Origin of the sequence: Microbacterium sp. NPDC055910 (assembly GCF_042271185.1) — a bacterium.
Taxonomy (GTDB): Bacteria; Actinomycetota; Actinomycetes; order Actinomycetales; family Microbacteriaceae; genus Microbacterium.
Window position 1 is genome coordinate 1 of record NZ_JBHJZS010000052.1, and the last position, 12,563, is coordinate 12,563.

The window sequence follows — 12,563 nt, forward strand, 5'->3', positions numbered from 1 at the left end:
GTGCTCGAGCACGCGGCATCCGCTCTGTCGTCAGGAGGTCAGGACCCGATCGCGAGGTCGGGCGTCGCCGAGATCTCGCCGCCCGAGGTGATGCCCACGGCGACCTTCTCGCCGCGCGGGCCGTGCTCGAACTGGAAGACGCCGTTCTCGGTGTCGACCTTGACGTGATCGCCGGAGTTGAGCTCGCCGTGCAGGATCTTCTCGGACAGGCGGTCCTCGATCTCCTGCTGCATCGCCCGGCGCAGCGGGCGTGCGCCCAGTGCCGGGTCGAAGCCGATCTCGATGAGCTTCTCCTTGGCCGACTGCGACAGCTCGATCGTCATGTCGCGGTCGAGGAGGCGCTCGGACAGGCGCTTGGTGAACAGGTCGACGATCTGCACGAGCTCGACCTTGGACAGCTGCGGGAAGACGATGATGTCGTCGACGCGGTTGAGGAACTCGGGCTTGAAGTGACGCTTGAGCTCCTCCTGCACCTTGCCCTTCATCCGGTCGTACGACGTCGCCGTGTCACCCTCGACCTGGAAGCCCACCGGGCCGCCCGCGATGTCGCGCGCGCCGAGGTTGGTCGTCATGATGATGACGGTGTTCTTGAAGTCGACCACGCGTCCCTGACCGTCGGTCAGACGCCCCTCTTCGAGGATCTGCAGGAGCGAGTTGAAGATGTCGGGGTGGGCCTTCTCGATCTCGTCGAAGAGCACGACCGAGAACGGCTTGCGGCGCACCTTCTCGGTGAGCTGACCGCCCTCTTCGAAGCCGACGAACCCGGGAGGGGCACCGAACAGACGCGAGACGGTGTGCTTCTCACCGAACTCCGACATGTCGAGCGAGATGAGCGCGGCCTCGTCGTCGAACAGGAACTCGGCGAGCGCCTTGGCGAGCTCGGTCTTTCCGACGCCCGTGGGGCCGGCGAAGATGAACGATCCCGACGGACGCTTGGGGTCTTTGAGCCCCGCGCGCTGGCGGCGGATCGTGCGCGAGAGCGCCGCGATCGCCTCTTCCTGGCCGATGACGCGCTGGTGCAGCGCCTTCTCCATGAAGACCAGACGGCTGGTCTCTTCCTCCGTGAGCTTGAAGACCGGGATGCCGGTGGCCTGAGCCAGCACTTCGGCGATGAGGCCCTCATCGACGACGGCGTGGGTCGCGACGTCGCCCGACTTCCACTGCTTCTCGAGGCGCAGACGCTCGGCGAGGAGGGACTTCTCCTCGTCGCGCAGCGATGCGGCCTTCTCGAAGTCCTGGTCCTCGGACGCCTGCTCCTTCTGCTGGCGCACGTCGGCGATCTTGTCGTCGAACTCGCGCAGCTCGGGCGGGCTCGACAGGATCGACAGCCGCAGGCGGGCACCGGCCTCGTCGATCAGGTCGATCGCCTTGTCGGGCAGGAACCGGTCGGACACGTAGCGGTCGGCGAGGTTGGCTGCCGCGACGATCGCGCCGTCGGTGATCTGCACCTTGTGGTGCGCCTCGTACCGGTCGCGCAGACCCTTCAGTATGTTGATCGCGTGCGGGAGGCTGGGCTCGGCGACCTGGATCGGCTGGAAGCGGCGCTCGAGCGCAGCATCCTTCTCGAAGTGCTTGCGGTACTCGTCGAGCGTCGTGGCGCCGATCGTCTGCAGCTCACCGCGGGCGAGGAGCGGCTTCAGGATGGATGCCGCGTCGATGGCGCCTTCTGCGGCTCCGGCTCCGACGAGGGTGTGGATCTCGTCGATGAAGACGATGATGTCACCGCGCGTGCGGATCTCCTTCGTCACCTTCTTGAGGCGCTCTTCGAAGTCACCGCGGTAGCGGGACCCGGCGATGAGCGAGCCGAGGTCGAGCGAGTAGACCTGCTTGTCCTTGAGCGTCTCGGGCACGTCGTTCTTGACGATCGCCTGCGCGAGGCCCTCGACGACGGCGGTCTTGCCGACGCCGGGCTCGCCGATCAGGACGGGGTTGTTCTTGGAGCGGCGCGAGAGGATCTGCATGACCCGCTCGATCTCCTTCTCGCGCCCGATGACGGGGTCGAGCTTGTTGTCGCGGGCAGCCTGCGTGAGGTTGCGGCCGAACTGGTCGAGGACGGCCGAGCCGCCCTGCGTCGAGCCCTGAGCCTGCTCGCCGGCGCCGGTCGCGACGCCCGCGGGCTCCTTGCCCTGGTAGCCGCTGAGCAGCTGGATGACCTGCTGGCGCACCTTGTTGAGGTCGGCGCCGAGCTTGACGAGCACCTGTGCGGCGACGCCCTCGCCCTCGCGGATGAGGCCGAGCAGGATGTGCTCGGTGCCGATGTAGTTGTGGCCGAGCTGCAGCGCTTCGCGCAGCGACAGTTCGAGCACCTTCTTGGCACGCGGCGTGAAGGGGATGTGGCCGGTCGGCTGCTGCTGACCCTGGCCGATGATGTCCTGCACCTGCTCGCGCACGGCGTCGAGCGAGATGCCGAGGCTCTCGAGGGCCTTCGCGGCGACGCCCTCACCCTCGTGGATCAGCCCGAGCAGAATGTGCTCGGTGCCGATGTAGTTGTGGTTGAGCATCTTCGCCTCTTCTTGGGCGAGCACCACCACGCGACGGGCGCGGTCCGTGAATCTCTCGAACATCGTCTCCTCCGGACAGACGCTCCTCTGGCGCCTACACACGAGGGTAACGAGGGCACGGATGCCGCATGCCCGTGTTCGCCGTAGGCATAGCGCGCGCGGGCCGCGGCCGCGGGCGGGCCTTGACACGCGGCATCCGCTTTCATATCGTTTTTCGATACCAACGATTATCGATATGGAGAGGTCATGTCCACGAAGCCCGATCTGCAGGCGCGTCGCGACCGGTCCGACCTGTGGGCCGCGATCATCGTCGCCGCCCTCGCCGCCGTGTTCGTCGTCCGTGCCACTTCGGAGTCGATCACCGTCATGTTCAGCCGGCCCGGTGCGATCATCGCCGACACCCCCGTCGCCGCGAGCGACGTCACGCTCGCCGACGGCATCCCCGCTGTCGTGTCCACGGCACAGGTCGTCGCCGAAGGTGTCTCGCCGGTCACGGCCACGGTCCTCGTGACCGGCATCGTGCTGTTCTCGGCGTCGCTGCTGGCCGCCATCGTGCTGGCCTGCCTGCTGTGCCGCAACCTGCTGCGGGCCATCGTCTTCAGCCGGACCAACACCCGACTGCTGTTCGCGATCTCGATGGTGCTTCTCTTCGGCAGCCTCGGTGGGACGTGGTTCCGGATGATGGGACTCAACGGGGTGTTCGCCGCGCTCGGTTCCACGTTCGACCAGCAGTTCGCGCTCTTCGTCGAGGGTGCGCCCACGTTGATCGCAGCGCTGGCCGCCGGCGTGCTCGTCATCGTCTTCCGGCGCGGCGACCACATGCAGCGCGATGCGGAAGGACTCGTCTGATGGCGGTCACCTCCAGCCGCGTCGACCGGATCACCATGAAGGTGGTCGGCGGGTTCGTCGTCGCTCTCACCGTCGCCCTCGCGGCGCAGTCCTTCGTCGCGGCCGGCAGCTTCATCTGGGCGCATGAGCTCACCCTCAGCCTTCTCGCCGACGCCTCGACCGCCGTTACCGGTCCCGTCACGGCCGCGACGTTCTCATCGGTCGACGTGACGACCGACCAGCTCAGCGCCGCCGCGCGGGCCTGCTTCGCCGTCGGGAGCGCCCTGCTCGGGCTGACCGCGCTCGCGGTGGGCGGCGCGCTGGCATGGCTCATGTTCGCGGCATCCTCGGGTCGACCGTTCTCGTCGGGGCTCTACCGGGTCACCCTCGCGGGAGCGTTCGCCCTCGTGCTCGGCCCGCTGCTCGCGACGGCGGCGACGGGCTTCGGGTCGATGCAGGCGGCGTTCGAACTGGATGCGGGTGTGCCCGACGTGCTCGTGCCGGGGTGGACGATGTCGTCGTGGGGCGTTGCGATCCCCCTCGTCGGGCTCGGGCTGATCATCCTCGCGTACGTCTTCCGGTACATGCAGCGCCTCGAGCGCGACACGGCAGGGCTCGTCTGATGCGGGGCGTGGTGCGACGCGATGCGGTGGTGCCGGCATGACCCCCGCCGAAGACGAGGGCCCCACCGGCATCCGCTGTCGGCTCGACGAGCTCCTCGCCGAGCGCGGCATGACCCTCACCCGGCTCTCCGAACTCGTCGGGGTGTCGGTCGTGAACCTGTCGATCCTCAAGAACGACCGGGCCCGCGCGATCCGCTACTCGACGCTCTCGGCGATCTGCCGCGTGCTCGACTGCGAGGTCGGCGACCTGCTGGTCCGCGCCGACTGACGGCGTCGCGGGTGTTCGGCTGCCTTGCATCCCCGGGCTCGCCCCCGTGCGTTCACTTGCCCCACTCTGCTGCCCCGCATCCGCACAACGAGCGTCTTGAGGCAATCCAACGCACACCGACGCAGATCATCCGCACGCTCGGAGTTCGACCCACGCCCCGACGTTCACCTGTCTCACTCTGCTGCCCCGCACCGCACGATGAGCAGGTTCAGGCAACTGAACGCACGCCCCCGACGTTCACTTGCCCCACTCTGTCCCCCGCAGGCGCGCGACGAGCAGAGTCAGGCAACTCAAGGGGATGCCGCAGGACCGCCGCGTCCGGAAGTGCTCGCGCGGGCGCGGTACGCGCCGCGCGCACGCGCGAGAAAGGGCGCACGCTCGCAGTTCGACCCACGTCCCGACGTTCACTTGTCTCACTCTGCTGCCCCGCACCGCACGATGAGCAGGTTCAGGCAACTGAACGCACGCCCCCGACGCTCACTTGCCCCACACTGTCCCCCGCAAGCGCGCGACGAGCAGAGTCAGGCAACTCAACAGGATGCCGCAGGACCGCCGCGTTCGGAAGCGCTCGCGCGGGCGCGGTAAGCCCCGCGCGCACGCGCGAGAAACGGCGCACGCTCGGACTTGAGGTCGCTCTTGACCACGCGGATGATCCGCCAGCCCAGATCGGCGAGCATCTCGATCCGGGTGATATCGGTGGCCCACTGCTCGGGGTCTGTCAGATGGTGCTCGCCTTCGTACTCGAACCCGAGGAGAAGCTCGGGATAGGCCAGATCGATGAGCGCGACGATCCGCCCGTCGACGACGACCGGCCAGTTCAGTTCGGGTTCGGGCAGGCCGCCGTCGACAAGGGTGAGCCGAGTGCGCGTCTCTTGGCGGGAACGCGACCGGATGCGGATGAGAGGCAGCGACTCGCGAAGCGCCGCAATTCCCCGCCGACGGCCCGCCGTCATCATCGCCGCCAGCTGGTCGACGGTCGTCAGCGCCGGCGGATCCTCCCGCCGCATCGGCTCGCGCACGAAGTAGTCACCGAGCACGACGAGGTCCTCCACGCTGAGCAGCGCGCCCATCATCGCCCAGGTCGCAGCCGGACTCGTCGCGCGCAGCCCCGTGGCCGGTTCCGTCACGATATGCGCCAAGCCCGGCTTGACCGATCGGCCACGCACGCCGCTCCCCCGTGGTGCTCGCGCGGGCAGGAGCACGCCGACATCAAGCGGGCGATCGGCGTGCGAGCCCTCGGCATCCCGTTCCGAAAAGATCCAGTTCGGAAGCGGCGCGCCCCACAGCGCACACGCCGAAACGAGGCAGAAGAACTCCGTCGAGCGCATGCGGACTGCGAACGCGTTGGCGCGTCGGCGCACGCTCGCCTCACCCCTCTCATTCGGCGGAGGAGTCCCGCTGCGGACACCGAAGAACGGGGTGTCGAGATCGCGCCCGCGCAAGCGCCCGGCGCCGACTCCCAGGGCGAGCGCGGACGAGACGGCGAACGGGTCGCCGAGGGCCTCGGGCAACGGAGATGGAGACACGGAACCAGGATGGGGCTGACCACGCGCTCCCCGGTGGCCGGTGGCCAGATCTGTGGAGAGTTCGGATCCATCCACAGGTCCGCACGACATCTGCCCGAGGCGGTGAAGGTCGCCGTTGCGCGCTCCTGTGTCTGCATCAGCGTGCGTGTCTGCTCAGCGTGCGTGTCTGCTCAGCTTCTCTGTTCGTTTGCCTCAAACTGCGCTGCTCCACGTGAGAGGAGCGCGAAGTGAGGCAAACGAACATCGTGCTGCACGCCTGGCAGCGCCCGGCCTTCGTTCGGCTCATTCTGCTGGACCACGCACCGTGCACGACGAAGTGCGACAAGTGAACATCGCCGCATCGAGTTCATTTGCCTCAACCTGCTGCTGCACGCTCGAGGGTCGGGCAGATTGAGGCAAACGAGCAGAATGGATGCCGCCACGCAGCGCGGCCCACCGGCGCAGCGGCGAGCGCCGGGGTCAGCCGATCGGGGTCTTGGGGCCGTTGACGCCGAGGATCGGGAACGTCAGGTCGTCGGCGGAGTGCGACGTGAGCGTCAGCTCGACGTCTTCCACGCCGTGCAGCCCATCGGCGAACGCGAGCACGGGGTTCGGGGCCATGTCGGCGGTGCACGCCTTGTCTGCGGGGATGCCGGACAGAGACGCCGAGACGGATGCCGCACCCGTGACCTCGGTCGCGGTGATGTGCTCCGTGCAGGTCGACGAGCCCCACAGCAGCACGACGAAGGTACCGTTGACGTTCGTCCAGCCAGCGCTGGGCGTCATGTCCGACTCACCGTCGACGGTCAGCCCGGGAACGCCCGTGAGCGTCGTGCCGCCGTCGAACCCGGCGCCGGTGACCGAGATCGTCAGGTTCTGCGACGGGTCGACACCGTCGGGCACGCCGACGAGCGAGACGCGCGGCGCGTAGTCCATCGTGCAGGGGGTCGTGGCATCCGGCTCTTCGAAGGTCACGGCGAGCGTGCCGTTCGTCTCGAGGGTGACCTCGCCCGCCGACGGCACGCAGGTCGACGACCCCTCGGTCACGATGCCGATCGAGCGACCGCCGTCGAGCCACGCGGCCTCGATCATGACCTGCTCGGTCTCGGTGCCGCCGGGCACGGACTCGTCGGCGCCGTCGGGCTCGACGAGCGCACCGGTGGCGCACGCCGCGAGGGCGAGCGCGGCGATCGCGGCGATTCCGGCCGCGGTCAGGCTACGACGTAGGGGACGCATGGAAGCTCCTTCTGCAGAACGGGCTCAGTCCGAGCCGATGATCGGGATGCGGACGTTGTCGAACTCGCCGCCCTGCAGCACGAGGGAGATGTCGTCGTCCTCGTCGAGATCGTCGACGTAGGCGACGGTCCCGCGCGGTGCCATGTCCATCGTGCAGGGCTGGTCGGCTTCGGGCTCGGCGAAGGTCGCCGTCACCTCGGCGGGACCCGAGGCGGCCACCGTCTCGAGCACCGGCACGCACGTCGACGATCCCCACGTGAGGATGACGAACAGGCCGTCCTCATCGGTCCATCCGGCGCTGGGCAGGTAGTCGGTCTCACCGCCGACGACGAGCCCGGCCTCGCCGTCGAGGTCGGCGTCGCCGACGTAGCTCTCACCGGTCACGCGGATGTCGACATCCTGCGTGGGGTCGACGCCCTCGGGCGTCGCGACGAGCGTCACGCGGGGAACGAGGTCGCGCGTGCACGGTGTGCCGGCGTCGGGCTCGACGAAGGTCACGTCGATCACGCCGTTGGCGAAGGTCGCCTCCTCTGCGGTCGGCACGCACGTCGAGCTGCCCTGCGTCACGATGCCGATCATGCGTCCGCCGTCGAGCCAGGCGGCATCCACCTCGATGTCGGTGGCGAGGTCGACGTCGGCGGAGGGCGCCGATCCGACGGGCGCCGACACGTCACCGCCGGGGGTCCCTGTCGCGCAGCCGGCGAGAAGGCCGGCGGCGAGCACGGCGGTGCCAAGGGCGGAAAGCGCGCGGGTGGTGCGAGTCATGACACGATCCTTCGTCTGCGACTGGGAAGTTCCGGATGCCACGACCGGCGGCATCCGTCAGCACTATCGTGTCGCACTCGGCCGAAGAATCTCAGGGAAGTGCATAACGCCCGGGTCACGAAAAACCCGGAATGTGCCTATTGCAGCGCCGAGGTGAGGCGGGCGAGGTTGTCGAGGACGGTCGAACGCAGCGGCTGGCGCATCCACTCCTCGAGGGTGAGTTCGCGGCTGAGTACCCGGTACTGCTGCTCGACGTCGCGCATCTCGCGCACGAATTCCTCGCCGCGAACGAGCATCGAGATCTCGAGGTTGAGACCGAACGAGCGCATGTCCATGTTGCTCGATCCGATGATGGCGACCTCGTCGTCGATCGTCATCGACTTCGAATGCAGGATGAACGGCTTCTGGTACATCCAGATCTTCACCCCGGCCCGCAGCAGCGCCTCGTAATAGCTGCGCTGCGCGTGATAGACGAGCGCCTGATCGCCTTCTTCGGACACGAACAGCTCGACATGGATGCCGCGCTGGCACGCCGTCGTGATTGCGAGGAGCAGTGCTTCGTCGGGCACGAAATAGGGGCTCACGACGATGATCTTGCGCTGCGCGGCGTACAGCAGCCCGGCGAAGAGCTTGAGGTTGTTCTGGAACTCGAAGCCCGGTCCCGACGGGATGATCTGGCAGTCGAGGTCGCCGGGCCCGGATTGCACGTCGAACAGGTCGATCTCATCCGTGAGGACTTCGTCGGTCTCGCTGTACCAGTCACTGAGGAACACGGCGTTGATCGAGGCGACGACAGGACCCTCGATGCGGGCCATGAGGTCGACCCAGTGCAGACCCCGGCGGATGTTCTTCGGCAGGTTGTAGGTCGAATCGGTGACGTTCTGCGAACCGGTGAAGGCGACGCGGCCGTCCACGACGAGCAGCTTGCGGTGGTTGCGCAGGTCGGGGCGCTGGTACTTGCCGCGGAACGGCTGCACGGGGAGCATGAGCCGCCAGTGCGCGCCCATCGCGTTGAGCCGTCGGATCGTCGCCTTGTAGAAGGGCTTGCCGCGGTTGGCCCAGTGGTCCATCAGCACGCGCACCGTGACGCCTCGTGCCGCGACCTCTTCGAGCGCGCGGAAGAAGTCGTCGGTCGCCGCATCCGACTGGAGAATGTAGAACTCGACGTGCACATAGCGCTCGGCGGCCCGGATCGCCTCGGCCATCGTGTCGAGGCTCTCCTGGTAGTCCGAGATGATGTGCGCCGCGTTGTCGCCGGCCAGCGGCATGGCGCCGAGGTTGCGGTTGAGGGTCACGAGCGAGGTGAACCACGCGGGGGCGTGCGGTCGCAGCGTGCCGAAGTCGAGCGACTCGCTCGTGTCGCGGATGTACTCGTTGATCTGCTCCTGCTTCTTGCGGCGCTTGCGCGGCAGCCGAGGATTGCCGATCAGGAGGAAGAGGAAGACACCGATGAGCGGGATGAAGTAGATCGCGAGCAGCCACGCCATCGCGGCGGTCGGGCGGCGATTTCGGGGGACGATGATGATCGCGGCGATGCGCACGCTGATGTCGATCACCATGACGGCGATGACCCACCAGGTCCAGTCGAATGTGATGCTGACCGCCACGGCACCCCTTCGCTCGGCCTCGTGCCCAGCGTAGTGGGAGGGTGGGTCAGCGGTCGGACGGCGCCGTTTCGCCGGGCACCGCAGACGCCGCCCCGGCGGGCTCGGCGACGACCTGGCGCGGTGGCAGGCCGAGCCGTGCGCGTTCCTTCGCCTCGACGCGCGCGTAGATGCGGCGCTCGTTGCGGTCGGCGCGGATGATGCTGCGCAGGATGACGTAGAAGACGAACGCGACGACGACCGTGGGCAGCAGCGACCAGATCACGGCATTCCAGTAGCTGTCCATACCGTCCAGGATACGCGTCGCGCGCAGCCGTGCGGCCCGGGCATCGCTTCCTCAACAGCGGGGGTCCGCGGGCGAGTTGCCGACAGATGCGTCGACGAGGCTCCGCCGGTGTGCCCGAGTGGCGAGGCTCTCGGCATGACGACCATCGTGAAAGCCGCGAATGCGGCGGAGTTCTTGTCCTTCGTGCCCCGCATGCTCGGCTTCGTGCCGCAGCTCAGCCTCGTCGTCGTGCCGTTCGCGCGATCCCGCACGCTCGGAGCGATGCGCTTCGACCTGCCCCACGGCGACGAAGACGTCGATCGCATCGCGGCGACCGTGATCGGCATGGCGTGCCGCGTCGCGCTCGCCGATGCCGTCGCCCTCGTCGTCTACACCGACGCGGACGTGGGTCGTCTCGTCCCGCTCACGGCGCTGCCGCACGACGGGCTCGTCGCGGCGCTCGCGGGGCGCGCCGACGCGTGCGGACTGCGTCTCGTCGACGCGCTGTGCGTCGCCGCGGATGCGTGGTGTCCCTACCTCGACGGCGACGCCCACCCCCGCGACCTCGCCGAGCTCGATCTGTCCGACGCGGTGGCACCGGGCGACCAGTCCAGCGGCGCCGAGCTGCCCGCGGTGGCCGACGGCGAACGCGAAGCGGTCGACGCGGCGGTCGGCGCGTTCTCGCGCGCCGTCGAGGTGCTGTGCGGCCCCGATGCTGCGGGCGGACCCGACTCCGCGGCATCCGGTGATGCCGATGCGCGCGTCGATCCGCAGGCGCTCGCCGCCGTCTGCGCGATCGACGATCTGCCCGGGCTGTTCGAAGACGTTCTCGATTGGGATGCCGCGGCCCTCGCGCCGTACCGGGTCGCGACCCTGGCGTGGTGTCTCAGCCGGCCGGCCCTGCGGGACATCGCGCTCGTGCAGTGGTGCCGCGGTCCGTCGGCGGGTGACGAAGCGCTCGACGCGCAGCTGCGGTGGGAGGACGGAGAGGAGTACCCGGCGCACCTCGCGATGATGATGTGGGGCGAGGGGGAGCGTCCGGATCCGGCCCGCCTCTCTCGGGCGCTCGATGTGGTGCGCCGCGTCGCCGCGACGGCGCCCCTGCACGACCGGCCGGGCGCCCTCGCGACGGCCGCATGGCTGTCGTGGGCGCTCGGACACTCGACCCACGCCGACCGCTACGCGCGCGGCGCGACCGACATCGAACCCGAGCACGGCCTCGCCGAGATCGTGCTGTCGTTCGTCGGGATGGGACACCTGCCGGATTGGGCGTTCCGGCGCACCCTGCCGTGAACCGGCGTCAGCTCACTTCACGAGCGGGAAGAGGATCGTCTCGCGGATGCCGAGACCCGTGATCGCCATGAGCAGGCGGTCGATACCCATTCCCATTCCGCCGGTGGGCGGCATCCCGTGCTCGAGAGCGCGCAGGAACTCCTCGTCGATGCGCATCGCCTCGACATCGCCGCGCGCCGCGAGGACGGCCTGCTCGACGAACCGCTCGCGCTGGATGACGGGGTCGATGAGCTCGGAGTAGCCCGTCGCGAGCTCGAATCCGCGCACGTAGAGGTCCCACTTCTCGACGACGCCGGGGATCGTGCGGTGCTCGCGCACGAGGGGGCTCGTGTCGACGGGGAAGTCCATGACGAAGGTCGGGCGGGTCAGACTCGGCTTGACGAAGTGCTCCCAGAGCTCTTCGACGAGCTTTCCGTGGGTCGCGTGCGGCGGCTCATCGACGCCCACGTCGGCGGCGAACGCGAGGAGCTCGTCGAGACTCGTCTCGGGCGTGATCTCGCGGCCGGCCGCCTCGCTCAGCGAGCCGTACATCGGCAGGCGGTCCCACTCGCCGCCGAGGTCGTACTCGGTGCCGTCCGCCCAGGTGACCGTGGTCGAGCCCGCGACGGCGACGGCCGCCTGCTGCACGAGCTCCTGTGTGAGGTCGGCGATGCCGTTGTAGTCGCTGTACGACTGGTAAGCCTCGAGCATCGCGAACTCGGGGCTGTGGGTGGAGTCGGCGCCTTCGTTGCGGAAGTTGCGGTTGATCTCGAAGACGCGGTCGATACCGCCGACGACGGCGCGCTTGAGGAAGAGCTCGGGCGCGATGCGCAGGTAGAGGTCGGTGTCGAACGCGTTCGAGTTCGTCACGAACGGCCGGGCCGAGGCGCCGCCGTGCTGCACCTGCAGCATGGGCGTCTCGACCTCGACGAAGTCATGGCCGGCGAACGTCGCGCGCAGGCTCGCGTTGACCTTGGACCGGGCGAGCACCGTCTCGCGCGCGCGATCGCGCACGATGAGATCGAGGAAGCGGCTGCGCACGCGGCTCTCTTCGCTCAGCTCGGTGTACATGTTCGGCAGCGGCAGGAGGGCCTTCGAGGCGATGCGCCACTGGGCGACCATGATCGACAGCTCGCCGCGGCGGCTCGAGATGACCTCTCCCGAGACGAAGACGTGGTCGCCGAGGTCGACGAGCTCCTTCCACCGCTGCAGCTCGTCCTCGCCGACGACGGCGAGGGACACCATGGCCTGGATGCGGCTGCCGTCTCCGGACTGCAGGGTCGCGAAGCACAGCTTGCCCGTGTTGCGGCTGAAGACGACGCGGCCGGCGACGGCGGCCGTCTCGCCGGTCTCGGCACCCGCCTCGAGGTCGCCGTACCGCTCGCGCAGCGCCGGGATCGTGTCGGTCAGGGGCACCGCGACGGGGTACGCCCCGCCCGCGGCATCCACTCGCTCTTCGATGAGCCGCTCGCGCTTGGCGAGGCGGACGAGTTTCTGCTCGTGCGCGTCGGCGAGCTCGGCGTCCGGGTCGATCGGATCGACGGGCGTTTCGGTCATGGCGGGGCTCCTCGGAAGTCGCCGCCAAGTCTATCCGCGGCCGTCGAAGCCCCCGTCCCGCCCGACCCCCATCGCTCCCGTCCGGCCAATGACCGCGAGACTGCAACGGCGCGCCGAGACTGCGGGTGAACCCCCCGGT

11 protein-coding genes are annotated in these 12,563 nt (G+C 68.8%); 4 read left to right on the forward strand and 7 right to left on the reverse strand.

Going from position 1 to position 12,563, the window contains the following annotated elements:
- Nucleotides 1-38: 38 nt before the first annotated feature.
- Nucleotides 39-2,564 (reverse strand): ATP-dependent Clp protease ATP-binding subunit, encoded by a 2,526-nt coding sequence (locus ACFC3F_RS14470; RefSeq protein WP_376131212.1) that lies wholly within the window; start codon nt 2,562-2,564, stop codon nt 39-41.
- Between the two features lie 183 nt (nt 2,565-2,747).
- On the opposite strand from ACFC3F_RS14470, the gene ACFC3F_RS14475 reads away from it, so the two are divergent.
- Genes ACFC3F_RS14475 through ACFC3F_RS14485 form a run of 3 tightly spaced genes read left to right on the forward strand, consistent with a single transcriptional unit; the run spans nt 2,748 to nt 4,220 of the window.
- Nucleotides 2,748-3,350, forward strand: a complete 603-nt coding sequence (locus ACFC3F_RS14475; protein WP_376131215.1) for a hypothetical protein — start codon at nt 2,748-2,750, stop codon at nt 3,348-3,350.
- Nucleotides 3,350-3,952 carry a hypothetical protein gene (locus ACFC3F_RS14480; protein ID WP_376131218.1) on the forward strand — a complete coding sequence of 201 codons (603 nt, stop codon included), beginning with the start codon at nt 3,350-3,352 and terminating at the stop codon, nt 3,950-3,952. Before ACFC3F_RS14475 ends, ACFC3F_RS14480 begins: the two co-directional genes overlap by 1 nt.
- Before the next feature lie 37 nt (nt 3,953-3,989).
- Nucleotides 3,990-4,220: a helix-turn-helix domain-containing protein gene (locus ACFC3F_RS14485; protein ID WP_376131221.1), complete on the forward strand. Its 231-nt coding sequence runs from the start codon at nt 3,990-3,992 to the stop codon at nt 4,218-4,220.
- A gap of 530 nt (nt 4,221-4,750) precedes the next feature.
- Here ACFC3F_RS14485 and ACFC3F_RS14490 read toward each other — a convergent pair.
- From ACFC3F_RS14490 to ACFC3F_RS14510, 5 genes are all read right to left on the reverse strand, one after another.
- Nucleotides 4,751-5,746, reverse strand: a complete 996-nt coding sequence (locus ACFC3F_RS14490) for a hypothetical protein (RefSeq protein WP_376131224.1) — start codon at nt 5,744-5,746, stop codon at nt 4,751-4,753.
- 459 nt (nt 5,747-6,205) lie between these two features.
- Nucleotides 6,206-6,961: a hypothetical protein gene (locus tag ACFC3F_RS14495; protein ID WP_376131227.1), complete on the reverse strand. Its 756-nt coding sequence runs from the start codon at nt 6,959-6,961 to the stop codon at nt 6,206-6,208.
- A 24-nt stretch (nt 6,962-6,985) separates the two neighbouring features.
- Entirely contained in the window at nt 6,986-7,726 is a 741-nt protein-coding gene (locus ACFC3F_RS14500) for a hypothetical protein (protein ID WP_376131230.1), read from the reverse strand.
- A gap of 137 nt (nt 7,727-7,863) precedes the next feature.
- Nucleotides 7,864-9,285: a cardiolipin synthase gene (gene cls / locus ACFC3F_RS14505; protein ID WP_376131240.1), complete on the reverse strand. Its 1,422-nt coding sequence runs from the start codon at nt 9,283-9,285 to the stop codon at nt 7,864-7,866.
- A 94-nt stretch (nt 9,286-9,379) separates the two neighbouring features.
- A complete protein-coding gene (locus tag ACFC3F_RS14510; RefSeq protein ID WP_376131232.1) occupies nt 9,380-9,616 on the reverse strand; it encodes a hypothetical protein in 237 nt (78 codons plus the stop codon).
- 135 nt (nt 9,617-9,751) lie between these two features.
- On the opposite strand from ACFC3F_RS14510, the gene ACFC3F_RS14515 reads away from it, so the two are divergent.
- Nucleotides 9,752-10,888 (forward strand): DUF4192 family protein, encoded by a 1,137-nt coding sequence (locus ACFC3F_RS14515; protein WP_376131235.1) that lies wholly within the window; start codon nt 9,752-9,754, stop codon nt 10,886-10,888.
- A gap of 12 nt (nt 10,889-10,900) precedes the next feature.
- Here the strand turns inward: ACFC3F_RS14515 and lysS are convergent, their stop codons facing one another.
- Nucleotides 10,901-12,424 carry a lysine--tRNA ligase gene (lysS, locus tag ACFC3F_RS14520; RefSeq protein ID WP_376131237.1) on the reverse strand — a complete coding sequence of 508 codons (1,524 nt, stop codon included), beginning with the start codon at nt 12,422-12,424 and terminating at the stop codon, nt 10,901-10,903.
- Nucleotides 12,425-12,563 lie beyond the last annotated feature (139 nt).